Source organism: Paenibacillus sp. FSL F4-0122 (assembly GCF_038002845.1).
Taxonomy (GTDB): domain Bacteria; phylum Bacillota; class Bacilli; order Paenibacillales; family Paenibacillaceae; genus Paenibacillus_AQ; species Paenibacillus_AQ odorifer.
Genome location: NZ_JBBODI010000001.1, coordinates 1101324 through 1126216 on the forward strand (window position 1 = coordinate 1101324; position 24893 = coordinate 1126216).

The 24893-nt window shown below is 44.3% G+C and carries 20 protein-coding genes and 2 other annotated features (1 of these 22 only partly in view); of the genes, 5 read left to right on the plus strand and 15 right to left on the minus strand.

From position 1 onward, the window contains the following. The first annotated feature begins 142 nt into the window (after positions 1 to 142). A complete protein-coding gene (locus MHH49_RS04715; protein WP_341137934.1) occupies positions 143 to 1720 on the plus strand; it encodes a bifunctional metallophosphatase/5'-nucleotidase in 1578 nt (525 codons plus the stop codon). Here the strand turns inward: MHH49_RS04715 and MHH49_RS04720 are convergent. From MHH49_RS04720 to MHH49_RS04730, 3 genes are all read right to left on the minus strand, one after another. Next, positions 1717 to 3486 carry a M3 family oligoendopeptidase gene (locus MHH49_RS04720; RefSeq protein ID WP_341137935.1) on the minus strand — a complete coding sequence of 590 codons (1770 nt, stop codon included), beginning with the start codon at positions 3484 to 3486 and terminating at the stop codon, positions 1717 to 1719. The two genes, MHH49_RS04715 and MHH49_RS04720, sit on opposite strands and share 4 nt — an antisense overlap. A gap of 225 nt (positions 3487 to 3711) precedes the next feature. After that, positions 3712 to 4923, minus strand: a complete 1212-nt coding sequence (locus tag MHH49_RS04725) for an MFS transporter (protein ID WP_340900327.1) — start codon at positions 4921 to 4923, stop codon at positions 3712 to 3714. Between the two features lie 11 nt (positions 4924 to 4934). After that, on the minus strand, positions 4935 to 5387 hold the full coding sequence (locus MHH49_RS04730) for a MarR family winged helix-turn-helix transcriptional regulator (RefSeq protein ID WP_036676493.1): 453 nt from the start codon (positions 5385 to 5387) through the stop codon (positions 4935 to 4937). A gap of 280 nt (positions 5388 to 5667) precedes the next feature. Here MHH49_RS04730 and MHH49_RS04735 point away from each other — a divergent pair, with 280 nt between their 5' ends. Together MHH49_RS04735 and MHH49_RS04740 are read left to right on the plus strand one after the other, a co-directional pair. Then, positions 5668 to 6207, plus strand: coding sequence for an NADPH-dependent FMN reductase (locus MHH49_RS04735; protein WP_036676495.1), 540 nt, complete (start codon positions 5668 to 5670; stop codon positions 6205 to 6207). A gap of 188 nt (positions 6208 to 6395) precedes the next feature. After that, positions 6396 to 7304, plus strand: a complete 909-nt coding sequence (locus MHH49_RS04740) for a DMT family transporter (RefSeq protein WP_076138707.1) — start codon at positions 6396 to 6398, stop codon at positions 7302 to 7304. 67 nt (positions 7305 to 7371) lie between these two features. Here the strand turns inward: MHH49_RS04740 and MHH49_RS04745 are convergent, their stop codons facing one another. From MHH49_RS04745 to MHH49_RS04760, 4 genes are all read right to left on the minus strand, one after another. Beyond that, positions 7372 to 7977, minus strand: coding sequence for a flavin reductase family protein (locus MHH49_RS04745; protein WP_038568951.1), 606 nt, complete (start codon positions 7975 to 7977; stop codon positions 7372 to 7374). Positions 7978 to 7994: 17 nt separating this feature from the next. Next, entirely contained in the window at positions 7995 to 8972 is a 978-nt protein-coding gene (locus MHH49_RS04750) for a ring-cleaving dioxygenase (RefSeq protein WP_076145545.1), read from the minus strand. Positions 8973 to 9271: 299 nt separating this feature from the next. Continuing rightward, the gene (locus MHH49_RS04755; RefSeq protein WP_076273489.1) at positions 9272 to 10480 is read right to left on the minus strand and encodes an MFS transporter; all 1209 of its coding nucleotides are present in this window, start codon (positions 10478 to 10480) and stop codon (positions 9272 to 9274) included. 142 nt (positions 10481 to 10622) lie between these two features. Further along, positions 10623 to 13205: an S-layer homology domain-containing protein gene (locus MHH49_RS04760; RefSeq protein WP_341137936.1), complete on the minus strand. Its 2583-nt coding sequence runs from the start codon at positions 13203 to 13205 to the stop codon at positions 10623 to 10625. Between the two features lie 250 nt (positions 13206 to 13455). Here MHH49_RS04760 and MHH49_RS04765 point away from each other — a divergent pair, with 250 nt between their 5' ends. Then, the gene (locus tag MHH49_RS04765; RefSeq protein WP_076147082.1) at positions 13456 to 14433 is read left to right on the plus strand and encodes a tRNA dihydrouridine synthase; all 978 of its coding nucleotides are present in this window, start codon (positions 13456 to 13458) and stop codon (positions 14431 to 14433) included. Positions 14434 to 14570: 137 nt separating this feature from the next. Here MHH49_RS04765 and groL read toward each other — a convergent pair whose 3' ends face one another. The 7 genes from groL to MHH49_RS04800 form a co-directional block, all read right to left on the minus strand. Next, positions 14571 to 16202 carry a chaperonin GroEL gene (gene groL, locus MHH49_RS04770; protein WP_036676504.1) on the minus strand — a complete coding sequence of 544 codons (1632 nt, stop codon included), beginning with the start codon at positions 16200 to 16202 and terminating at the stop codon, positions 14571 to 14573. Between the two features lie 78 nt (positions 16203 to 16280). Next, positions 16281 to 16562: a co-chaperone GroES gene (gene groES, locus MHH49_RS04775; RefSeq protein WP_036676506.1), complete on the minus strand. Its 282-nt coding sequence runs from the start codon at positions 16560 to 16562 to the stop codon at positions 16281 to 16283. A 513-nt stretch (positions 16563 to 17075) separates the two neighbouring features. Then, entirely contained in the window at positions 17076 to 17843 is a 768-nt protein-coding gene (gene tatC, locus MHH49_RS04780; RefSeq protein ID WP_036676508.1) for a twin-arginine translocase subunit TatC, read from the minus strand. A gap of 143 nt (positions 17844 to 17986) precedes the next feature. Next, complete coding sequence (locus tag MHH49_RS04785; RefSeq protein ID WP_036676510.1) at positions 17987 to 18229, minus strand: twin-arginine translocase TatA/TatE family subunit; 243 nt, start codon at positions 18227 to 18229, stop codon at positions 17987 to 17989. A gap of 139 nt (positions 18230 to 18368) precedes the next feature. Beyond that, entirely contained in the window at positions 18369 to 18854 is a 486-nt protein-coding gene (locus MHH49_RS04790) for a MogA/MoaB family molybdenum cofactor biosynthesis protein (RefSeq protein WP_036676512.1), read from the minus strand. A gap of 85 nt (positions 18855 to 18939) precedes the next feature. After that, on the minus strand, positions 18940 to 19410 hold the full coding sequence (moaC, locus tag MHH49_RS04795) for a cyclic pyranopterin monophosphate synthase MoaC (protein ID WP_036676513.1): 471 nt from the start codon (positions 19408 to 19410) through the stop codon (positions 18940 to 18942). A 3-nt stretch (positions 19411 to 19413) separates the two neighbouring features. Continuing rightward, positions 19414 to 20049: a 5-formyltetrahydrofolate cyclo-ligase gene (locus MHH49_RS04800; RefSeq protein ID WP_341137937.1), complete on the minus strand. Its 636-nt coding sequence runs from the start codon at positions 20047 to 20049 to the stop codon at positions 19414 to 19416. Between the two features lie 244 nt (positions 20050 to 20293). On the opposite strand from MHH49_RS04800, the gene MHH49_RS04805 reads away from it, so the two are divergent. Next, a complete protein-coding gene (locus MHH49_RS04805) occupies positions 20294 to 22234 on the plus strand; it encodes an ABC-F family ATP-binding cassette domain-containing protein (RefSeq protein WP_036676516.1) in 1941 nt (646 codons plus the stop codon). Between the two features lie 406 nt (positions 22235 to 22640). Here the strand turns inward: MHH49_RS04805 and MHH49_RS04810 are convergent, their stop codons facing one another. Further along, positions 22641 to 24176 (minus strand): 2-isopropylmalate synthase, encoded by a 1536-nt coding sequence (locus tag MHH49_RS04810; protein WP_341137938.1) that lies wholly within the window; start codon positions 24174 to 24176, stop codon positions 22641 to 22643. Positions 24177 to 24412: 236 nt separating this feature from the next. Beyond that, positions 24413 to 24693 (minus strand) — a binding site (T-box leader). A gap of 52 nt (positions 24694 to 24745) precedes the next feature. Further along, positions 24746 to 24893: a binding site (T-box leader), on the minus strand (it continues 147 nt past the right edge of the window).

Sequence of the window (24893 nt, forward strand, 5' to 3'; positions counted from 1 at the left end):
GAGTACTTCTAAACTATAGATGTGTTTTATTAAATCAATAGCAACCAAGCATCAAATATATGTAAAATTTATTCCAATCTCTTAAAGTTAGCAATTTATCTGCTAGAATGAGGTCTGAACTTATTATCAGGAGGGGCTACCTATGAATAAAGAGAATTCAATAACCTGTGAAATCCTCGTAACAAGTGATCTACATGGACATTTTGGGCCCGTCGATTACCGCACGGGGGAGAAACGACCAGCAGGCTTAGCAACAATTGCTACCCTCATTAAACAAGAAAGATCCCATACTCCTGAGCTGATCCTTATAGATAACGGCGATCTTATTCAAGGCACACCGTTAACTTATTATGCAGCTAAACATTATAGTAATGAGCTGAATCCGGGCATAGCTGCACTAAATGAATTGAAATATGACGCTGCAATTATTGGCAACCATGAATTCAATTTTGGCAAAACTCTGCTGAATAAAGCCGTTCAGGATTCCCGCTTTCCTTGGTTATCAGCTGGAATTATAGATAACACGACAAATCAACCCGCCTTTGGTAAACCCTATATCATCAAATGGGTAGATAAAATCAAAGTAGCCGTTCTAGGGGTTACGACGCATTACATCCCCCACTGGGAGAACCCTAGCCATATTGAAGGGCTTCAATTTGAGGATTCGCTAGAGACTGTAAAGCATTGGTGTGCCATTATACGGGCAGAAGAGCAGCCTGATCTGCTCGTTGTAGCTTACCACGGCGGATTCGAACGCGATCTAAGCAGTGGAGAACCTGTAGAGAGACTAACGGGGGAGAATCAAGCCTACGCCATGTGTACAGAGGTAGAGGGCATAGATGTGCTAATTACCGGACATCAGCACCGCTCCATAGCTGGGGAGTTGAACGGTGTTACAATCATACAACCTGGTTGTAATGGACTTTCCCTCGGTAAAATTTCGGTTATTTTCCAAAAAGAAAATACACACTGGAAGATTCAGCGTAAACATGCCGAGCTCCTTACCGTTAATGAGACAACAGCTGCAGATGATGTAATCCTAGAGCTGAGCAGTACTCTTGAATCAGAAACACAAACCTGGCTGGATGAGAGAATAGGAACGGTTATCGGGGACCTGTCTATTTCCAGTGCTGATGAATGCCGATTGGCTGACCATCCTTTTATAGAATTTATGAATAAGGTACAAATGGAGGCTGCTGGCGTAGACATTTCTACAGCAGCCTTACTCAGTAACGATTGCAAGGGTTTCAGCGAAACCATCACACGCAGAGACATTTTATCGAACTTCATTTATCCCAACACCTTAACCGTCCTAAGACTGACAGGACAAGATATTAGAGAGGCCTTAGAACAAACCGCTAACTATTTCCAACAAGTCGAGAACGGAATAATAGCCGTTAACCCCGCCTACATCGAGCCTAAACCGCAGCATTACAATTATGATATGTGGGAAGGAATACAATACGAGCTTGATACCGCTAGACCTGCAGGCGAAAGAGTCCTCCATCTGCTGTACCGAGGACAGCCTATAGAGGACTCTAAAGAATATGAGGTTGTTATGAACAATTATAGGGCTAGCGGTGGCGGAGATTATGAGATGTATAAGGGTAAACCGATTGTTCAAGAAATTATGATCGACATATCTGAAATTGTCACGGACTACATTGAAAAGCATGGCCAAATTGAAGCTACCTGTGACCATAATTGGAGAGTTGTTTAGGCTTTAGCGATGAACACCTCAATGTCGCTCTCAATCAGCTTCAACGCACTTCTCCAGAAGTCGATGGAGTGAACATCTATATCCATTGTTTGTGCTACATCAACAATATTATGTTTGCTGGTATCCCTAAGGAACTGGTGATACTTAGGGGCGAAATCTTCGCCCCTCTTTAAATATTCCGCGTACAGCCCTTTAGAGAATAACAAACCAAAGGAATACGGGAAATTCAAAAATTCATTACTAGCCATAAAATATCCAGCTTTGTTCATCCACATGTACGGATGGATTGTACCCGGGTCAATGCCCTCACCATAGGCTTCCACCATACAGGCAATCATCAATTCATTTAGCGCTTGAACAGACAGCGGGCCTAATGCTCTTCTCTCATATAATTTGATCTCAAATAAATAACGGGCATAAAAGTCTACAAGATAATAACCGGCATCAGAAATACTTCTCTCCAGAATAAGCAGAGCTTCCTTCTCCGTTGAATTTGTAATTATGGCATGGTTCACTATCGTCTCACAAAAAATCGAAGCCGTTTCAGCAATCGGAATCGGGTAATCCGTATTCAGCATCGTTTCATTAGCCAGACAGGAGCTATGATAGGCATGGCCGAGCTCATGGGCAAGGATACTAATATCTATGGCATTTCCGGTGAACTGGGTCATAATTCTGCTCTCGCCAATCGGGAAAATATCGATGCAAAGTCCATAACCCCCTTTGCCTGATCTAGGTTCTGCATCAATCCATTGCTGATCAAAAGCCTTCTGAGCAAAACAAGCCAGTTCCTCACTAAAGGTTGCGAAGCTCGAGATGATTGTATCTTTGGCGTTAGCGTATGTAATTTTCCCGTTTTCTACACCGACTGGTGCAAAAATATCGTAAAAAGGCAGCTTTGCCGGATGTCCCAGCAGCTCGGCTTTCTTTTGATAATAGGTATGAAAGGCTGGCAGGCTCTCCCCAAGAGCAGTGAGCATAGCTGCTAAAGTCTCACTGTCCATTCTCGAAGCGATTAACACTTTTTCCAGCGAAGATTGATAACCCCGCATGCCATAAATCGTCAGCGCCTCACCACTAATGCCATTTAAGCTGGCTGCGCAGACCTCAGCTATAAGACTACAGGCTTCTGCCTCTGCTTCATAAGCAGCTTTTCTTAAGCTGGCATTATTCTCATAAGCCATACTTCTTAGCTCCGCAAGTGTCACTTGTCTAGTTTCCCCATCCACCACTAAATCTGCAAGTGTACTTAAAGTCCTCTCCATATACAGTCTGCTCCATGCTTTGGATCCTGTACTCTGCATTTTGGCTATAGCCATTTCAAGTTCTTCGCTTAACTCATAGCTGGACTGTAACAGGAGTTCTCGCAAATAAAATTGATGCTCCATTAGATAAGGGGAGCTAACGATAAGCTCATCCATATGATCACAAGTGCTAAACCAGCGCTTAAAAGCCACAACTACCCCAATGATTTCTGAATTGGCCTCCTCAATATCATCAGCAAGATTCATGGCTTCCTCGCAGCAACTATCTGCGCTGAGTGTTAACTCTGCATAAGCTAACAAGCATACATATATGCTTTTATAATCATTATAAATTCTTAAAAAGCCCTCCACAGGCATGGCTGTAACGTCTTTTACATTCAAATGGTGCTCAGCCCACCGCTTTAAATCTTGTATATGCTGGTCCAGTAGCTTGCGATCCCTTTTTAACTGCTCCGATTCAAAGGAAGGATATAAACTATCTAAGTTCCATGTCATATTCATCCGCAAATCTCTCCCCTTTCGATTCCTATTCTTCTAAGGATAATCCATCCGGCCAGAAAAGTGCATCGACATAATGTACTTCTTCTCTTCTTTCACAAAAAAAGGACCCTGCCAACGTCCGGCAGGGTCAAAGTCTATATTATAAGGGGGTTATGTGATTACTATAACCCCCTTAGCTTAAAATAATATGAATAGTAGATAAAGATTGGCTTAATCTCCGAACCCTTATTGACTTAAGGTTGAAGGATTCACTCTAGCCTTGTTAATCTGAATCCCCACATACACGATAAGGAACAACACCATAAACCCAGCCGAATAACGATACATTATCCCATAATCGGTTGCTGCCGAGATTGCCCCAAGAATAATAGCTCCGCTGGCTACGCCTAAATCCGTTGAGTTATAGAACATACTGTTGGCCATACCATATTGTGCAGGTGTTGAGGTGCGAAGCATCCAAGCCTGGATCGTTGGCTGAATAGCGCCGAAACCAAGTCCATATAGCAAAGCGGAAACGATGAGCATTGGCATAGAGGTCGTATAAGAAAGCACAGTTAAGCTTGCAACGACGCAAACCGCCGCCGGGATTAGGACAGAAGCTGGTCCTCTTTTATCAAATAATCTGCCGGAGATAGGTCTTATAATGATGATCGTAACCGCATTAAATAAAAAGAACAGACCCACTTGCTCCAGATGAACTGATTCGCCGAATAAAGCGATAAAGCTTAGCAATCCCCCGTAGGTAATTGCCAACATGACATTTAGAATGGCAGGCAATACTAACTTTGTATTAAACGGAACCTTGAGAGGTTTGGTGGATTCGCTTTGATTTGGGGTAGGCTGTTTTTTCGGTTGCGCAGGAAGTGAACGAGAAAATAAAAGTACTGGAAAGGCAAGAAGTAAGGTTATCATACCGATCATAGCCAGTGTTCCAAAACCCGATTGTTTCATCACATTCAAGCCAATCATTGGACCAATCGACATCGCCAGACTGGTAGATAAACCGAAATAACCTATCCCTTCACCCATTCTTTTGCTCGGAATAATCTGTGAAACAATCGTTGGGATAATCGTGCTGGCAATCCCGAATCCAATCCCATAGCCCACACGCATCAGCAGCAGCGAGCCAATGGAATCTGCTACAACATAAAGGCCGGTTATAGCGGCGGCAATTGCTAAGCCAATATATAATAATACATTGCGGCTAACCTTCCGCATCAGAAAAGCGGTCATAAAACGTGAAGCGATCGCAGTTAATGCAAAGACGCTGGTAACGAGACTGACCATAATATCTCCGGCCTGAAATTCGCTTTTTACGTAAGACGGAAATGAAGATAACAACATCTGTAAATTCATAAATAAAAATAAAGCACTAATCGTTAAAGCAATAAAAGATTTGGTCCATAATTTCGTACGTAGTTCTTGTTGTTCTAACATAACTTGCCTTCCTACTCTCCATCTGTTATTTGATCTACATGATTGTTTATTCTTAGCAGCAATTCCATGAGCAACTCATATTCCTTACTAGAAATACAGTTCATAATCTCTTCTGTCACCTTATCTTCAATAGGAACGGTTTCCTTCACCAGAGACCTTCCTTTTTCTGTGATATAGACTTTAAAAGAACGCCGATCGTTTTCACCGGTTCTTTTGTAGATCAGTCCCTTTCCTTCCAAATGATCCAGAATTCGCGTTGTAGTTGGCTTATCCTTACCAGAGCGCTTAGCGATGTCCTTCTGAATCAGACCTTCCGTTCTGTCAATATGAAAAAGGACTGACCATTGCTCCGGTGTTATATCATGTTCTTTCAGCCCACTTTGAAATAACATGCTTAATTTACGATAAGTCGTGCCCATCATAAATCCTAACGTAAGCTCGGATTGGTTATGCTTTGTCGTCATGATCGTATCCCTTCTCAATTAACACTATTTTAATAGTTGCTTAAACAATTATATTCCTAACAACTAATTTTGTAAAGGTGAAGCAAAGCTATAAACTAACTATTATAAAGCTGCTTGACAAAGCACACTATGTGCGGTATTATTATCTCATCTTAAAGATACTTAACTTAAAGACAACCAGAGTTTACTACTCTTGAGATAATAATTTTAAAAGGTTGTGTACTTCATGGGATTCCTAGACAAACTATTTGGTAGAACAAAAATTGAGGAGGAACAAACAATGTCAAAATTAAACATCGGTATTATTCTCGGAAGTACTCGTCAAGGTCGTTTAAGCCCGCAAGTAGGAGAATGGGTTAAAAAGATTGCGGATGCACGCGGGGATGCTAATTATGAGATCATAGATATTGCAGACTTCAAGCTTCCACTATTGGGTGAGGCTGATGCAACTGAACAAGCAACAGCTTGGAACACTAAACTTGCTACACTAGACGGTTTCGTATTTATCGTACAAGAATATAACCACAGTATTTCTGCATCACTGAAAAATGCGCTCGATTATGCCCGTGAAGCTTGGAATAATAAAGCAGCAGGTATCGTAAGTTATGGTTCCGTAGGGGGCGCTCGTGCAGCTGAACATCTACGCGGAATCTTGGGAGAACTATCGGTAGCAGACGTTCGTGTACACCCTGCGTTGTCACTGTTCACTGATTTCGAGAACGGAACTGTGTTCAAACCAGCGGATCTTCATCTTACCAATCTTAATGGGATGCTGGATCAAGTCTTGGCTTGGAGTGGCGCATTGAAAACTCTACGTTAAGATAGAACGCCTTCCCCCTCTGTTATGTTATGAAGTACACCCTTTAGAATAGACTTTCGATAAACCTATGGTTTGTCCGGTCGCTTCTAGAGGGTGTATTTTTTATGTGTGACGAAATGAGCACCCTGTGTAGAATCTAATCTGGTATAATCGGCGGGGATTTTAAATTACATCAAGGAGCAATGATCATGTGGTTTATGTTTGCATTATTAACGGCCTTCGCTTGGGGAGGGGCTGACTTATTTTATAAAAAGGGGACCGATAGTCAGGATCGGTATAGCCATATTAAGATTGTCATTATCGTGGGGATAGTCATGGGTATTCACGCAACAGCTTATATGCTCATTCAAGGATTAACCTTTGATCCTATAGACTTAATCCGATATTTCCCTGTGTCTGCACTCTATATCCTGTCGATGGCAGTTGGTTATATTGGACTTAGATATATTGAGTTATCCATTGCCTCCCCCGTACAAAATTCATCTGGCGCTGTAACGACGATATTATTATTTATCTTTTTCACCCATGAGCTAGGGGCGCTTGAAATCGTTGGTGTTGCCGTTATCACCTTAGGCATTATCGGGATCGCCATCTTGGAAAAGAGAGCAGAACACCAAGCGCTTCAAAACAGCACCACACAGATTGATAAAAAATATCAGATTGGCGTGATCGCCATCATTTTTCCAATCCTATACTGCCTAATCGATGGACTTGGCACCTTTGCCGATGCTATTTATTTGGATGAACTCAGCCTGATTAGCGAAAAAGCAGCTCTGCTCGCGTATGAATACACCTTCTTTATATGTGCCATCTTGTCTTTTACATACCTGAAATTTTTTAAAAAGGTAAAGTTCAACCTATTTAAAGAACGGGATAAGGGCTTCGCAGCCATTCTGGAAACGACCGGACAATTCTTCTACGTATTTGCTATGTCCAGCAACGCCATTATCGCGGCACCACTTATTGCTTCATACAGCATTTTTTCCGTAATATTATCGCGCATCTTCCTCAAAGAAAAACTAAGCAAGGCACAATATGCCGTTATTATCGTTGTGATTCTAGGGATTGCTTTGTTGGGGGTTGCGGACGAGCTGTAGCTTCGGTACACAAAAAGACCTGCTAAGTAGGCTTCATTGCTTACTAGCAGGTCTATTCTATAGTTGCTTATTCCGGCCTATCTATTGTAAAAATCTCTCCAAGAGTTGCGTAATTATTTCCCGCCAAGCGGCTCACAGCGTTTAGAACTCTCGGGTCAATGTGCCCCTCCTGATAGATCGATTCATCGATATGGAATTGAACAATTTCGCCAATAAACAAGTCACTCCCAGGTTCTTCACCCCCTAGAGGGATTGCTTGAACAAGCTTGCACTCCATCCGCACCTTCGCTTCCAAAACGCCAGGCACAGCTACACTTGTACTTTGAATCGGTGTAAGATTCGCCAATTCAATTTCACTTTCAGAAGCAGGTAATGTGGCTGCAGTCTGATTGATCTTCGCAACATTCTCCTCATCTACAATATGCACAACAAACTGTTGATTATCGTAAATATTACGGGCTGTATCTTTTAAACGGCCTGCCGGTCTTTGAATAGCCAATGAAACCATTGGAGGATTGGACGAAACGATATTAAAATAGCTAAAAGGTGCACCATTTAAGAGACCCTCTTCTGATTGTGTTGTGACAAAGGCTATAGGTCTAGGAATAATAGTGCCAATTAATAATTTGTAATTTTCCCGCTCACTGTTGTGCTTTGGATCAATTGAAATCAATTTCCTCAGCCCCTTCTTCACTCTTTTACAAAGTCGATCGTACTTCTAATGGTATTAATAGGACGGACTAACTTCTCAATTTGCTCACGTTTAGGTTCCAAGAAAGGTGGCAAAGAAAGCTTCTCGCCAACGGTTTCATATTCCTCATCTCCCATAAATCCTGGCCCGTCAGTGGCAAGCTCAAACAATATTTGTGGTGCTACACGTGTATACAACGACTCGAAGAAGTGACGATCTACATATCCTGAAGTTTGGAATCCAAAGCCTTCAAAACGCTCTGTCCACTCGTCAAGCATCGCACGATCCTCTACACGGAATGCAGCATGGTGAACAGTCCCAAAACCTTGGCGTGAATTCGGTAAGAACTCGTTATGCTCTACAATAATTTGTGCACCGTTTCCGCCTTCGCCAACTTCAAATAAATGATACGTCTCTTCCTGAGCAATTTCTTTAAACAACATCACTTTCTCCAATACTTCTTTGAAGTAGCTGAAGTCAGCAATTCGTACAAAGATCGGTCCCAAGCCCGTTATTGCATACTCCAAAGGGATAGGCCCTTTTTGCCACGGTGTACCTGATACGACACCTTTATTCAATTCATCTGAAATAAGTTGATACTGTTGATCATCGAAATCTACGAAGGATATTGTCTTTTTGCCGAATTGCTCTTTAATGCCGGTATGCTTCACTGCAAGCCGATCAAAACGCTTAACCCAGTAGTCTAATGCAGCATCTGTTGGTACCCGGAAGGATGTCTTCGCAATCTCGTTAGTTCCATGAACCCCTTTAGGGATGTTAGGAAAATCAAAGAAGGTCATATCTGTTCCGGCGCTGCCCTTATCATCTGCAAAAAACAAATGATACGTCTGAATATCATCTTGATTAACTGTTTTCTTCACTAGACGCATACCTAACACGTAAGTAAAAAACTCGTAATTTTTCTCTGCGCTGCTTGTGATGGCTGTAACGTGGTGAATCCCTTTTAAGTTTCTCATTGTTATACACTCCTAATGTTTAGTTGATTTTGACTCGTAATATAATTCCCAAGAACAAGAAGGTTTAGTTTAATTATCTTAATGTTAAGATATCACTTTAAAAAAAGATCTTTTTCTACTGTACAAGCTCTTTGGTGGATAGTATCGAGATTTTTTATCTTCACTTTAAATATCTTTAACTTAAGATAAGTTTAGCACTGAATCTGTAGGAAGTCAACGCTTTGAAGCTTATCATATAAAAAAAGCTCCACACAAGTTCAATGAACTCGTATGAAGCCGGGATATTTTATATCATCTCATTAGGTTAAGTTATGATGCTGAGTGATGACCGCTACTTGGCTTTGATGATCCATCTTATAACATATCAACGTAATCACACAGGCCAATATCGCCAGGATGGCAGCAGCTACAGGAAGAGAGATTAATCCTCCATGCCCGGCAACCACTCCACCGATCGCGGACCCGCCTGCAATTCCCAGGTTTGAGGCTACTGGATTCAATGAGGCAGCAAGATCCTTCGTTTTTGGTGAGAACTGCTTAGCTAAGTCAATCAAATAGAGCTGTGCAGGGGCGCTCACAATACTCGACATCATGGCTAGAGCCATTAGCACAATCATTCCAAGAATGGAAACAGATGCGGTCATACTAAAGATAACATAGACCACAGCTTGGATAAGGAACACGAATCTCAGCTTACTAACCGCATTCCCGGTCGCAACCTTGCCACCAATCCAGTTGCTGACAATCGTGGCAATTCCGTATACAAACAGCACACCGCTAACCGAGCTTTTAGGAACATTCATGACTTGCTCCAGAATAGGTGTAATGTAAGTATACATCACAAATACGGCTCCCACTGCCGTAACCGGAATGAGAAATGCAAGAATAATGCGGCCGTTTGTGAGCAATCCGATCTGATCCTTGAGTGAGCTAGGCACAGGTTTCGGTAATTGGCGTGGAATATAGATATAATTTAGGACTATGGCAACTCCAGCTAATATCCCATTCAGAACAAACGCTGCTGGCCAATTAAAAAACTGCCCGACGAAAGTACCGATCGGCACACCAAAAACATTCGCAATAGCAAAACCACTCAAAATTGTAGCAATCGCTTTGCCTCTCTTCTCCTGATCAACCGCTTCATTCGCTACCGTAATGGCTACAGAAAGAACAAAGCCACATAGTATGGCAGTAACTATTCTAGTCACCAGCAGCATACTGTAAGTTCCAGTTACAGCACTCCACAAATTCAGCAGCAAAATCAATACAAGTGATACAAGAATCGTAATCCGTTTCGGAACACGGCTGCACAAGGACATCATAATTGGTGTACCAATGGCATAAGAAATCGCGAAGCCAGATACCAATCCCCCGGCTGTCGCAAGCGTAACTCCGAGGCTTGAGGATATTTCAGAGAGTAAACCAACAATAATATACTCCGTCGTACCCAGAATAAAAGCCATAAAAGTAAAAGAGAAAATCAATGCGTTCTGACGTGTTGTTTTCATGGTGCTCTCCATCCTGTTTATCTCTATTTTTATATGAACATACCTTACTCATAATACTCATTTAGACTATATTGAGCAATCCTATTTTTCATAAAAAAAGAAGCTTCCCACAAGTTCAAAGAACTCATGAGAAACTTCTAGTTTAAGCCGGTGGCAAAATAATTATGGTAATGACTTGTTCCTCGGAATAAGATCTGGCTGTTCCAGGTCCATCCGCATCTGCTTTGAACTTAATGAGATAGGTCCCGGGTGCCGGCATCACTTTATTATGAAGTTCAAAAGCGATATCCGAAACACCTATGTTACTTCCTGTGAAAGTTAACGTATGCCCATTATTGCTAATTTGATCACTCGTCGGATGTGTCCATCCACTAATGGTATAATAGTCGTTTGTGGTAAAGATCATGCCTTCCAACGTTACCTGAATTTCAGCATTCGTAAAGCTTTCTCCGGAGAAAAAGTCGAAGCGAATGCGCGATTGTGTAGAACCCGTTATCAGTTGTTTTGTTTTTGAACCGCCGCCTCCGTCAAAACCATATATAGAGCTAGTAACCGTAGGTGTGGTCAGAACACCATTAACAAGCTCAATTGTAACTGCATGCGCAGCGTTCTTCATTGATTCATTATTGGATGAATCCTTAGCGGTAATCACAAAACGATACGTTCCTGCGTTCAGATCCCCAATATTGGCTGCACTCACAGATCCATCTGCTGCACTAGTGCCTAATGCGATGGCTGTTCCCAATTCGTCGGCATCTAATTCATTGTTCTCATTCGCATCCGTCCACAGGTAGGCTTGTACTGCTGCTCCTTGCTCGCCAATGGCTCCCGCTAACCCGCGAAGCTGATCTTGTGTCCCGTTGTAGTTGTCGATCGCCTCGAACTTAGTTGCGTCCACTACCGGTGCAGTCGTATCCGGAACATCGTTTTTGCTTAAGGTCACCGTAACCGCATGTGCAGCTTTCTTCGCTGATTCATTATTGGATGAATCCTTAGCGGTAATCACGAAAGTATACGTTCCTGCGGTTAGATCCCCAATATTGGCCGCACTCACAGATCCATCTGCTGCACTAGTGCCTAATGCGATGGCTGTTCCCAATTCGTCGGCATCTACTTCATTGTTCTCATTCGCATCCGTCCACAGGTAGGCTTGTACTGCTGCTCCTTGCTCGCCAATGGCTCCCGCTAACCCGCGAAGCTGATCTTGTGTCCCGTTGTAGTTATCGATCGCCTCGAACTTAGTTGCGTCCACTACCGGTGCAGTCGTATCCGGAACATCGTTTTTGCTTAAGGTCACCGTAACCGCATGTGCAGCTTTCTTCGCTGATTCATTATTGGATGAATCCTTAGCGGTAATCACGAAAGTATACGTTCCTGCGTCCAGATCCCCAATATTAGCCGCACTCACAGATCCATCTGCTGCACTGGTGCCTAATGCGATGGCTGTTCCTAATTCATCGGCATCTACTTCACCGTTCTCATTCGCATCCGTCCACAGGTAGGCTTGTACCGCTGCTCCTTGCTCCCCGATGGCTCCCGCTAACCCGCGAAGCTGATCTTGTGTCCCGTTGTAGTTGTCGATCGCCTCGAACTTGGCTGCGTCCACTACCGGTGCACTCGTATCCGGAACTTCGTTTTTGCTTAAGGTCACCGTAACCGCATGTGCAGCGTTCTTCGCTGATTCATTATTGGATGAATCCTTAGCGGTAATCACGAAAGTATACGTTCCTGCGTCCAGATCCCCAATATTAGCCGCACTCACAGATCCATCTGCTGCACTGGTGCCTAATGCGATGGCTGTTCCTAATTCATCGGCATCTACTTCACCGTTCTCATTCGCATCCGTCCACAGGTAGGCTTGTACTGCTGCTCCTTGCTCCCCGATGGCTCCCGCTAACCCGCGAAGCTGATCTTGTGTCCCGTTGTAGTTGTCGATCGCCTCGAACTTGGTACTTTCAACCACAGGTGCATTTGTATCTGAATTGCTGCTATGCTCACTTTCTGAAGACGAAGACCCTCCAACAACAGGAGTAGGCACTGTTACCGGTTCTTTACTCGGTTGAGCAGTTGGGGTGGAAGCGGGCTGCTCAGTGTTTCCGTTCTCCTTAAACTTCAGAAACTTAGAAGCTACTAGAGCTACGGCCTGACGATCTACTTTGGCATCAGGATTAAAAAAATTATTATATCCTGTAATCAATCCATATTCCACAGCGGCAGCTATAAAATCCTTAGAATAATCAGCAATTTGGCTACTATCAGCAAATTGCAAAGTTCCAGCTTTACCCGTAGGATTGACTCCCAATGCTCTCACGAACATGACGACCATATCCTGACGTGATAAATTTTGCCCCGTGCCGAAAAGATTACTGCCTGTACCCTTAATCAATCCGGCTTTGACAGCTGCTTCCACATAGCTGTATGCGTAGTTGCTTGTGGGAACGTCCAGAAAGGTTGGCAGTGCAGGAGGGTTCGAAACATCCAGCTTTAATGTCTTTGCTAAAATAATTGCAAAATCCTGCCTTGTAATATTCGACGTAGGATAGAACTTACTCTCTCCAACACCGGTCACTATCCCCTGATCGAATAGCTCAACAATCGCTTTCTTTGCATATGAGCCATCAATATCAATAAAGGAAGCAGCTGCCGATCCTTTGGTCGGCATAATGATAGGGCTTGATAATACAGCAGCAGCCAATATAGAGCTTATCCATTGCTTTTTGTTCACTTGCTTATCCCCCTGTTCTTTGGATGCGTTATGTCGATTCGTTAACACAATTCGACTTTATATTACAAACTTTTCATCTACAGGATTATAACAAGTAGCAATAAACAGATTATAAACAAATAGCCATGGACGAACATTCTCACATCATTGATTCTGTGCATCAAACGAAAAAAAATGATACTATGTATGATGGGTATAGGACTTTGCTATCCTTATATCGTTTTTATATATTACAACAAGAGGAGATATTATGAGTAACGAACAAAACTTTTGGCTGGATTTACCGAAGCCGTTTTTTATATTAGCACCCATGGAAGATGTCACAGATGTTGTATTTCGTCACGTCGTTAGTGAAGCTGCAAAGCCCGACGTATTTTTCACAGAATTCACAAATACAGAAAGCTATTGTCATCCTGTAGGAAAAGACAGCGTACGTGGTCGATTAACGTTCACAGAAGATGAGCAACCGATTGTCGCTCATATTTGGGGTGATAAACCCGTATTTTTTGAACAGATGAGCATTGATATGAAAAAACTTGGTTTTCGTGGTATCGATTTAAACATGGGATGCCCAGCACAAAACGTCGCATCGAATGGAAAAGGTGCTGGATTAATAAAACATCCTGAAGTAGCAGCAGAAATTATTCAAGCAGCAAAAGCAGGCGGATTGCCGGTTAGTGTTAAAACAAGATTGGGTTACTCTGATGTTGACGAGTGGCGCGATTGGCTGGGACATATATTGAAACAAGATATTGCCAATCTTTCCATCCACCTTCGTACAAAAAAAGAGATGAGTAAAGTAGAGGCACACTGGGAACTAATCCCTGAAATAAAAAAATTACGCGATGAAATTGCTCCAAATACGTTGTTAACTATTAATGGAGATATTCCTGACCGCGCAACAGGATTAAAATTAGTAGAACAATACGGCGTTGATGGAGTCATGATTGGCCGCGGCATTTTCACCAATCCATTTGCCTTTGAAAAAGAACCTAAAGAACACAGCGCGAAGGATTTTCTCAATTTACTTCTTTTACAGTTGGATCTTCACGATAAATATTCAAATGAACTTGAGCCACGTTTATTTAAACCACTTCTTCGCTTTTTCAAAATCTATGTTCGTGGATTTAGAGGTGCAGGCGAACTAAGAAACCAATTAATGGATACAAGATCAACTGATGAAGTACGTCGTTTAGTAAAAACTGTTTTAGAGCAAGATTTAGATTAAATTATACCCACAAAAAAATGAGAGACCTCTCAAAAGTTCAATGAACTTATGAAAGGTCTCTCATTTTTGTACTATGTGGTTAAACGGTGTTTCCTCTCAAGGAAACTCATCATCGAATTGCTTCGATAATGATTTCCTTACATCATGCCGCCCATTCCACCCATGCCGCCCATATCTGGCATGCCGCCGCCTTTTTCAGGCTCAGGCTTGTCAGCGATAACAGCTTCAGTAGTCAAGAACATAGCAGCTACGGATGCAGCATTTTGCAGAGCGGAACGAGTTACTTTAGCAGGGTCAACGATACCCGCTTCGAACATGTTCACCCATTCACCAGTAGCAGCGTTGTAGCCGATACCTACTGCTTCTTTTTTCAAGCGGTCCACGATTACGGAACCTTCTTGACCAGCGTTAGCTGCGATGGTGCGAATTGGCTCTTCCAACGCGCGAAGCACGATGTTAACGCCAGTTTTCTCGTCGCCAGTTACGTCTACAGCAGCAACAGCGTTATATACGTTCACAAGAGCTGTACCCCCACCGGATACGATACCTTCTTCAACTGCTGCGCGAGTTGCGTTCAGGGCATCTTCGATGCGAAGTTTGCGCTCTTTAAGTTCAGTTTCAGTTGCAGCGCCAACTTTGACAACGGCTACGCCGCCAGCCAATTTAGCCAGACGCTCTTGCAATTTCTCTTTGTCGAACTCGGAAGTTGTTTCTTCCAGTTGAGCACGGATTTGGCTTACGCGTGCATTGATGTCCGCTTTGTCGCCGCTTCCGTCTACGATTGTTGTGTTTTCTTTAGTTACGCGTACTTGACGTGCGTTACCCAGTTGTTCAATGGAAGTGCTCTTCAGATCAAGACCGAGCTTCTCAGTGATCACTTGGCCACCAGTCAGGGCAGCGATATCTTGCAGCATAGCTTCGCGGCGGTCGCCAAAGCCAGGAGCTTTAACAGCAACAGCGTTGAATGTTCCACGCAGTTTGTTCACGATCAGCATAGCTTGTGCTTCGCCTTCGATATCTTCAGCGATAATAACAAGCGGTCTAGCTTGTTGAACGATTTTTTCAAGCAATGGAAGAATTTCTTGAGTGCTGCTGATTTTTTTATCAGTGATCAAGATGTATGGATTCTCCAAAACAGCTTCCATTTTGTCTGTATCAGTAATCATGTACGGGGAAATGTAACCACGGTCGAATTGCATACCTTCTACTACTTCAAGCTCAGTAGCGAATCCACGGGATTCTTCAACAGTGATAACACCGTCTTTACCTACTTTTTCCATAGCTTCAGCGATCAATTGACCTACTTCATCGTCAGCAGCAGAGATAGCAGCTACTTGAGCGATAGCTTGGGAATCTTCGATAGGCTTAGCGATTTTTTGCAATTCTTCAACAGCTGCACGAACCGCTTTGTCGATACCTTTACGGATAACCATTGGGTTAGCACCAGCAGTCACGTTCTTCAGACCTTCGCGGATCATAGCTTGAGCCAGAACCGTTGCAGTTGTAGTACCGTCACCGGCTACATCATTAGTCTTAGTAGCAACTTCTTTAACCAATTGAGCACCCATGTTCTCGAATGCATCTTCAAGTTCGATTTCTTTAGCGATCGTTACACCATCGTTAGTGATGAGTGGGCTACCAAATTTCTTCTCAAGCACCACGTTGCGGCCTTTTGGTCCAAGTGTAACTTTTACCGCGTTTGCCAGAGCATCTACACCACGAAGCATAGAGCGACGAGCTTCTTCACTGAATTTAATTTCTTTAGCCATTGTGTAATTACCTCCTAGAATTTTTTGTATATCCTATTACTTTAAGTAGTTTAGATTTAGCTTATGATCGACTCCTGCTTAGTCAAGAATCGCGTGAATGTCGCTTTCTTTCATAATCAAATATTCTTTACCTTCATATTTGATTTCTGTACCTGCATATTTTGAGAAAAGAACACGGTCGCCTTCTTTAACTTCAAGCGCTACACGTACTCCATCTTTCAAAGCTCCGCTACCTACTGCAATAATAGTTCCTTCTTGTGGCTTTTCTTTCGAGGAGTCCGGAAGCACAATCCCGAATGAAGTTGTTTCCTCCTGCTCGCTCGGTAGCACCAATACGCGTTCACCTAATGGTTTGATCATGAAAAAATAGCCTCCTTTAAAATTATGTTATTTTGCTTCAAAACATAGTTTAGAACTTACCGGGCAAACTTAGAATTCTGTGATGTTCTTGAAAAATATCAATGGAACCCTGCTAATCTCCAGCCCATCTCCTATTTTTCAAGAGCGTTAGCACTCAACAGCGTGCAGTGCTAACAACAATTTTTATGATACTCAACTTGAGCCCGGATTTCAAGTCTTTTTACACAAATTCGTATTAGTTTTCGCAAAAAAATACGTTTCAATGCTTGTCCAAGCACACACTCTATTACATTGTATCCACGGGTTTTGAAAATATGCGTAGGATTCCAGCGCTTTCCTCTCACCCCTTATCGATATGAACGTTGCTAGAATGGTTAGACCTTTGCATCTAATGATCCTGATCGGCCGATAACAATTACTTATTAAGTGTATTCAATCCAACTAATGAAATCAACTTATAGCAAAAAAGCTGCCACATTAGTAGAAAATCTACTTAGCGGCAGCCTTTTTTCCTCACTCCTTCTTCTGAACATACCGTTCATCCCGTGCCGCGTCCGCAGCAAGTTGCTTGCGATAGACAAATGCAGATAAAAATACACTGAACTCATACAGGATGAGCAGTGGAATCGTCACCAGAAAGTCTGAGATAAAATCCGGGGGTGTGATAACCACGGCGATAAATACAAGCGTGAAATAGGCATACCGACGCATTTTACGCAAGCGTAGCGGGTTGAGAACTCTTAGTTTGGTCAGAAACATCACCAGCAATGGAAGTTCAAACAGCAATGCCAGCGGCAATACTAGGCTGAACATGAAGTTAAAATACTGTGCAATCCCGTAGGTCTCTTCCAGTCCCATACTCCGGGTAATTGAGATTGTGAACGAAAGTGCCATTGGAAAAACAATATAATAAGCAAAAGAAAGACCGATAAGGAAAAGAACAAACACATAAGGAACATAACGCAGTGTCGCACTTCGCTCCTCCGGCCGAAGGCCTGGACTGATAAATGCCCACAATTGGTAGGCAATAAACGGGACAGAAATCACTAGCGAAACGGCCATCGCGATCTTCATGTACATCCCAATGCCATCCCAGAATGAGAATGCATGCAGAACAAAACCTTGCGCCAGGTCCGTGCTAATCAGATAATCGTAAATGGGCTTTGCACAAAATAAACCGCCTATTAATCCAAGGACAAATACGATTAACACATAAATAATCCGTTTGCGCAGCTCGGTGAGATGATCTACCACCGACATTTCTTCCGATTTCAGAGACATCCAGACACCATCCCATGACAAGAGTAAAAAAGATAACACTAACTTTCTTCAAAGCAGTGTCCGTTGCTGCGGAAAGCAAAGAAAAAGGGGCGTCTCCTCAAGTCTAGTAGACTCCTGAGATTGCCCCATTGAAAGATCTTCTATTATTCCGGCAGGCGTTTGTCCTGAGGAATATCTGCAGCGACCGTTTGCGGGGCCGTCGGCACAGGAGCTTCGCTCTTCTTCACCGGTTCATTATCCCCGATGATTTCACGCGCGCCTTCCTTAAATTCACGGAAGGTTCGTCCAACTGCACGGCCTAGCTCTGGCAGTTTATTTGGGCCAAAGAGCAGAAGTGCCAGTATGACCAACAAAATAATACCAGGAGTTCCAATTCCACTAAACATTATTATTCCTCCTTGTCCACCTGTCCGTTCATGGTATCGTTTACTTTAATTTAATAATACCATAACTTATGTCACAGTTACATCCACTTTCTTCTATAAATAGATTATCGTTGTGACGTGACAAGAAGATGACAAAGGGTTATTGGCGGTATTGGCCAGTTACCATGAGCAGCGCTTCCGGCAATTGATCCATAATAGCTGCCAAATTCTCATGAACACCCTTCGGCGTTCCAGGTAAATTGACAATCAACGTGCGTCCACGAATGCCGCATATCCCACGGAAAAGCATAGCTGCACGGTTTTTTTGCATCACTGTGCTGCGCATAGCTTCTGAGAGCCCAGGCACTTCCCGTTCTACCACTCGCCGAGTAGCGTCCGGGGTCACATCACGAATTGCCAGATCTGTGCCTCCGGTGGTCAGTACCAAATCTGCCTGAAAATAGTCCGTCAGTTCAATCAATGCTGCGATAATCTCATCTTGTTCATCGGGAACGATTCGATATTCAATGATCTCGCCACCTAGTTCCTCTTCCACCAGCTCCCGAATAACCTGGGCGCTCGTGTCTTCCCGTTCGCCCCTGGCCCCTTTATCACTGGCCGTTAGGATTGCTGTCTTCCACGCCATAGGTTTGTCCTTCCTCTCTATATGTATAGTTGGCTGTACAGTTCAGCCTGCTCGCATCAGCGCTTCGAACATAAGCAACTGATACTTATTCGAGCGTATAATCTCCGTTCTTGCCCCCGCTCTTAGATACCAGTAGCGTCGGTCCGATAATCATATCCTTCTGAATAGCCTTACACATGTCGTACACCGTTAGTGCTGAGGCAGAAACAGCGGTTAAAGCCTCCATCTCTACTCCGGTTTTTCCTGTAGTATGGACTGTTGCTTCTATATAAAGTTCATCTTCGCTGTTATCGGAGAAGCTGATATCAATACCGGTAAGTGGCAGCGGGTGGCACATCGGAATCCAGTCTGACGTCTTCTTAGCCGCCATAATTCCGGCAATCTGTGCAACAGCAAGGACATCACCTTTGCTGATCTTGCCACTCTTAATGGCGCTCAGCGTTCCAGCAGCCATCTTGATCATACTCCGCGCGACAGCTGTCCGCTTCGTGATCTCCTTCTCACTCACATCCACCATACGAGCTCTTCCCTGCTCGTTGAAATGGGTCAATTCCATGGCTCACTCTCCTTTTCGGCAGTGCACTATACCATTTTCAGTAATCAGCATGTCCATTAAAGCGTCATGCTCATCCATCGGCACTCTTGGAACCAACTGCATGCTGTAAGCTAACCCGATCCATATCGGAGGCTGTGCGCTAACGTACCCGGCGTTCTCCCAAGACACACGTAGCCGGTCATAGTATCCTCGACCGTAGCCAAGCCTGCCGCCTTGAAGATCAAATGCTAGCCCTGGTACGAAAACAACAGCAGGTAGCTTAATCTCTTCAACCTCTAATAAATCTCTACTGGAGACGATAGGTTCATGGATACCATAAGTCCCCGGCTCTAAATCGCTCCATGCATTCACCACGTGGACACTCATTTCACCGCTTGCTGGAATTACACGCGGCAACAGCACCTTACGCTGATCCTTCCACGCCTGTGTGATAAGTGGGCGGGTTTCAAGCTCTGAACGAAAAGACACATAGGCCATTAGTGAAGTTATATCCTTCGTGTCCAGCCACTCCAATGCATAGTGGCAGACTTGAAATGATAGTTTACTTCTCTGGTCCGAAGACAGCTCGTTTCGGGCGATGGTCTTCTCCGATCGTAGTTGTTGCTTTACTTTGGAGATCTCCGACTCCTTGCTGGACATTGTCGGCTTCCCCCTCTTATTCATCCCTAGCTTATCCTTGTTTGTAAATCCAGTTTACCACTCTTCTCCCCGGTTCGCCAAGGTGGATAGAACTGTGTTATCGGACTAGGTCGTTATTCCCTCCTTACATTAGATCGAACCCTCGCTTGGGAAACGCTTTTCATGTAAACTATAGAATAAGTTGTTCATACGGCTGAGGGATAAATACCAAGGCGAAATATGCAAGGGTGGAGGTTTCATCGTTATGCTTCTTCAAGCGACAGGAATTACTAAATCATATGGTATACAGAACGTACTGGATGGCATAAGCCTACAGGTAAATGAAAAGGAACGTGTCGGGCTAGTGGGTGTGAATGGTGCCGGCAAATCAACTTTTCTACAAATTCTGGCCGGTGAGATGTCTTATGACAGCGGTCAAATTCATAAATCAAAAGAAACAACAATCGGATATTTAGCTCAGAATAGCGGACTGCAATCTGACAAAACCATTCATGAAGAAATGATGGCGGTCTTCGCTCCGCTAATCGAAGCCGAAACTGAGCTGAGAGAGTTAGAAGTAAGTATTGCTGATCCTAAGCTCGCGGAAGATCCCAAGCGGTACGAAGAACTGCTTGAACGATATGCGCGGCGTTCGGATTGGTTCAAGGACCACGGCGGCTATGAAATGAATACACGGATTCGCAGTGTCCTACACGGCATGGGCTTCAGTGATTTTCCACCGGATACACCCATTTCTACCCTTAGTGGAGGCCAAAAGACCCGGCTCGCGCTGGCCCGTATTTTGCTTCAGGCTCCGGATCTTCTGATGCTGGATGAGCCTACTAACCATCTGGATATCGAAACGTTAACGTGGCTGGAGGATTACCTCCGCAGCTATGCTGGCGGGATTCTGGTTGTATCCCATGACCGTTATTTCCTAGACCGGCTCGTGACTACTATTGTAGAGATCGAGCGGCACCAGTCCCGGCGTTATACAGGTAACTACAGTCGGTATGTAGATTTGAAGGCTGCCGAATATGAAGCACGGATGAAGCAATATGAGAAGCAACAGGATGAAATTTCGCGGATGGAGGATTTCGTTCAGAAAAATATTGTCCGGGCATCCACCACAAAACGTGCACAGAGCAGACGCAAAGCGCTTGAAAAGATGGATCGTCTAGATCGCCCAATGGGCGATCTGAAGAAAGCTAGCTTCTCCTTTGAGCCAGACTTCATGTCTGGAAAAGAGGTGCTTCAAGTGCGCAATGTTGCGGTTGCCTTTAATGAAGGTTCACCTTTATTCAAGGACGCCTCTTTTGAGCTTCGTCGCGGGGAGACTGCTGCCCTGATTGGTCCCAATGGTATCGGTAAATCCACGCTGCTGCAGTGTATGACCGGAACCCGTGAGCCTTCTGCCGGAACGGTGAATTGGGGCACTAAAGTAAAAATTGCTTATTATGATCAGGAACAAACCCGACTTAATCCACAAAATACGGTTATGGAAGAACTGTGGAGTGAATATCCAATGATCGAGGAAGCCAGAATTCGTACGATCCTTGGCAATTTTCTTTTTAGCGGAGAGGATGTTCTTAAGAAAATTTCCGCACTCAGCGGCGGCGAAAAAGCTCGGGTTTCGTTATCTAAACTAATGCTCCGCGGTGCAAATATGCTAATTCTCGATGAACCTACCAACCATTTGGATCTGGTCAGCCGTGAGGTTCTGGAATCTGCTTTAATTGATTTCGAAGGTACCCTGCTGTTCATCTCCCATGACCGTTATTTTTTGAACAAAATGGCTGAACGCGTACTGGAGCTGCATCCCGAAGGGATCGACCAATACCTCGGCAACTACGATGACTATGTCGAGAAGAAACGAGAATTAGAAGAGATTGCAAAAGATGCCGCTGAACTAGCTACTAAAAACGTCAATAAGGACACTGCTGTACCTGAAAAAAGCGCTGTAACCTCTTTTGAAGCAGACAAGCAGGCTAAGCGTGAAGAGCGTAACCGCAAACGGCGTATCGCAGAGCTTGAGGAGAACATCGCCACACTCGAAGAATCGATCGTATTTATAGAGCATGAAATGACTAAACCTGAAGTTTATCAGGATTATTTAGCACTTCAAGGTTATGAAGAGGACCTAAAGAACAAAAAATCTCAGCTGGCAGATTTCTTTAGCGAATGGGAAATCCTTGCTGACGAATAATGTAAATCCTCCTTATAAATATTTTTTCATCGTTCTAGATTTGTTCATAAATAGTTATCCACAGCTCTATACACAGGTTTCGTGTATAACTCCCTACTTTAAAAGACCCTTCGGGGTCTTTTTTATGCGTTAAATCGGTATTTTCAAGGAAAAGGAATTATTATCCACGGATCTATCCACATTATCCACAATTCTCACAGTGTTTCATTGCCAACAAAATTGTTTATTAGAGCATTTTGAAAAAAGCCGTTATTGCTGATTTTACGCACTTTTTACACAACTCAGGCAGAATATGTGGATAACGTTGTCCACAACTTGACAAAAGACGTAACCCCATTTTACAAGACCGAATTTATGCTAAAAAAGAACCCGCTATCTCCTAAACTGACAGCGGGCACGTCGTATTTTAGACAATCTGTGTAGAGAGCAGGGCAGCATTACAGGCTGCGATATAAGCGATGCCAGCCGCCATAATTATATCTTGGTGAGTGGCCGTGCCTCTGAATTTTAGGCCCTCCCACTCCACCATCACCGCTGCTTCTGCTTGAGCATTCTCTCCGCTTCCAAGCGAATGAAGCTCGAGTCCTGCAAAGTCTATCTCCTCAGCAATCCCTTGCCCAATAGCGGCGATAATCGCTTCAAGCGGGCCTTCGCCAGTGCTGGTATGTGACGTTTCCCGGCCAGTCTGCAGATGGCGTACCGTAACTGCAGCTACACGGCGCTGGGCACTGCCCGCCAATACCTGAACCTCACCCAGCTCATAGACCTGAGCTTGTTGTCCAGTTGTACTGCTTACCATTTGCAGCAGTTGGTCATCACTGACCACCTTTTGACGGTCAGCGGTCTCTTTAAAGGACTCATAAAGTGCATCCAGCTCCGCAGGCTCCAGCGTTATTCCATACTTCGCAGCCCGATCCTTCAGCGCATGTCTGCCAGAATGTTTGCCCAGAATGATCATGCTGCGGGGGATGCCCAGCCGTTCGGGATCCATAATCTCATAGGTACTACGATCCTTGAGCAGGCCATCCTGATGAATCCCGGATTCATGCTGGAAGGCATTTCTTCCGACGACCGGCTTGTTATAGGCGATTGGAAAATGCATCGCTCCACTAATCAGCCGTGAAGTATCATACAGTTTATCGAGCACGATGCCTGTTTCTGCACCGATTGCATCGCCGCGGGTTTCGAGCGCCATAACAAGCTCTTCCAGTGCGCAGTTCCCTGTGCGCTCGCCTACACCATTCACGGTGACTTCTATCTGAGTCGCCCCTCCATCAATCGCTGCCAGACTGTTAGCTACAGCCAGCCCCAAGTCATTATGACAGTGGGCACTATAGCTGACCTTGCCGCCACCTCTTGCTCCCTGCCGCACTCTCCGGAACATCTCGCCATATTCATGTGGCAATGCGTATCCTACTGTATCCGGCAGGTTAATAATGGAGGCCCCTTCCTCTATAACTGCCTCAACCATTTCAATCAGATCATCAATCCCTGTCCGTGCAGCGTCCATGGCCGTGAATTCAACTACATCACAGAATTGTCGCGCATAAGCCGTCATCTCGCGCGCTTTAGCTACGACTTCAGCTCTGCTCATACGCAGTTGATGCTGCAAATGAATATCAGAAGAAGAAATAAACAAGTGAATCCGCCGACGTTCAGCGTCTTGAGTGGCCCGGACTGCAGCATCGATGTCTCCTTTTACGGCCCGCGCGAAACCACAAATCTCCACGTTGCGCACCTTGCGCGAAATCGTCTGCACCGCTGCAAAATCTCCAGGACTCGATACCGGGAACCCCGGCTCCATTACATCAACACCCAGATCAGCAAGCTTATAGGCCAGCAATATTTTTTGCTCAGGAGTCAGACTCGCCCCAGGGGCTTGCTCACCATCGCGCAGAGTCGTATCGAAAATTTGTATACTTTTCTTAACTGGAATAATCATCTAAATTCCTCCTAGTTTTGTTTTCATGTAATTGGATGCTTTATCTCTATCCTATGCTTCAGCGCAGAACCACACGTCGACTTGCGGTTCTGCTCATTTCCCACCCACTGCTGCCGGCAGCTGATACAAATGAATCTCTGCACAATGTGCAGAGCGTTCAATTTTGGCGTCTTATGTAGCGATGAGTCCATAACTCGGACTTCTTCTACAAGAACGCAAAAACCCGCCGTCTCTAATAAAGAGACGGCGGGTTACCCCTCCGCGGTACCACTCTTTTTGACGCATCGGCTGTCTTAATAACAAGCCTTAAAGCTGCGTCCAGCTCTTCTTCCCGATTTAAGCTGGAGTGCCAGCTTAAATCGGGAAAGGTCCGATAACGAGGACAATCGTAGGCAGCGTACTCTAGTTCCGCCGCTCCGCTCCCGGGCGAGCTTCAAGAAATCCGGTGACTGCGTCGCACCAACCCGCAGCTCTCTGTTCACCGTCAAACTCTACTACTCCCGTTCTTAGCGTGTGTAATATAAATTATTCACCACTCTAAATCCATACAAAAAAGCCTGCCATCTCATTCAAGAGACGACAGGCTGTTAACCTTCGCGGTACCACTCTTGTTGATGCTCTGTATCGGCTAAGTTACTGTCGATTCCAATTGAACATCCACTCTACGGTCCAGTATGTTAGGTACTAGACCACCCTATCACGGAGGTTACCCGTAAA

Coding starts and splice junctions, on each gene's coding strand:
- MHH49_RS04750 (WP_076145545.1), bottom strand. CDS start 8,972: ATGAGAAACTTAAAAGGGATTCACCACGTTACAGCCATCACAAGCAGC.
- groES (WP_036676506.1), bottom strand. CDS start 16,562: ATGATCAAACCATTAGGTGAACGCGTATTGGTGCTACCGAGCGAGCAG.
- tatC (WP_036676508.1), bottom strand. CDS start 17,843: ATGTCTCTGAAATCGGAAGAAATGTCGGTGGTAGATCATCTCACCGAG.
- MHH49_RS04800 (WP_341137937.1), bottom strand. CDS start 20,049: ATGTCCAGCAAGGAGTCGGAGATCTCCAAAGTAAAGCAACAACTACGA.
- groL (WP_036676504.1), bottom strand. CDS start 16,202: ATGGCTAAAGAAATTAAATTCAGTGAAGAAGCTCGTCGCTCTATGCTT.
- MHH49_RS04740 (WP_076138707.1), top strand. CDS start 6,396: ATGTGGTTTATGTTTGCATTATTAACGGCCTTCGCTTGGGGAGGGGCT.
- MHH49_RS04765 (WP_076147082.1), top strand. CDS start 13,456: ATGAGTAACGAACAAAACTTTTGGCTGGATTTACCGAAGCCGTTTTTT.
- MHH49_RS04785 (WP_036676510.1), bottom strand. CDS start 18,229: ATGTTTAGTGGAATTGGAACTCCTGGTATTATTTTGTTGGTCATACTG.
- moaC (WP_036676513.1), bottom strand. CDS start 19,410: ATGGAATTGACCCATTTCAACGAGCAGGGAAGAGCTCGTATGGTGGAT.
- MHH49_RS04730 (WP_036676493.1), bottom strand. CDS start 5,387: ATGACGACAAAGCATAACCAATCCGAGCTTACGTTAGGATTTATGATG.
- MHH49_RS04715 (WP_341137934.1), top strand. CDS start 143: ATGAATAAAGAGAATTCAATAACCTGTGAAATCCTCGTAACAAGTGAT.
- MHH49_RS04755 (WP_076273489.1), bottom strand. CDS start 10,480: ATGAAAACAACACGTCAGAACGCATTGATTTTCTCTTTTACTTTTATG.
- MHH49_RS04725 (WP_340900327.1), bottom strand. CDS start 4,923: ATGTTAGAACAACAAGAACTACGTACGAAATTATGGACCAAATCTTTT.
- MHH49_RS04810 (WP_341137938.1), bottom strand. CDS start 24,176: ATGATTATTCCAGTTAAGAAAAGTATACAAATTTTCGATACGACTCTG.
- MHH49_RS04720 (WP_341137935.1), bottom strand. CDS start 3,486: ATGAATATGACATGGAACTTAGATAGTTTATATCCTTCCTTTGAATCG.
- MHH49_RS04735 (WP_036676495.1), top strand. CDS start 5,668: ATGTCAAAATTAAACATCGGTATTATTCTCGGAAGTACTCGTCAAGGT.
- MHH49_RS04790 (WP_036676512.1), bottom strand. CDS start 18,854: ATGGCGTGGAAGACAGCAATCCTAACGGCCAGTGATAAAGGGGCCAGG.
- MHH49_RS04805 (WP_036676516.1), top strand. CDS start 20,294: ATGCTTCTTCAAGCGACAGGAATTACTAAATCATATGGTATACAGAAC.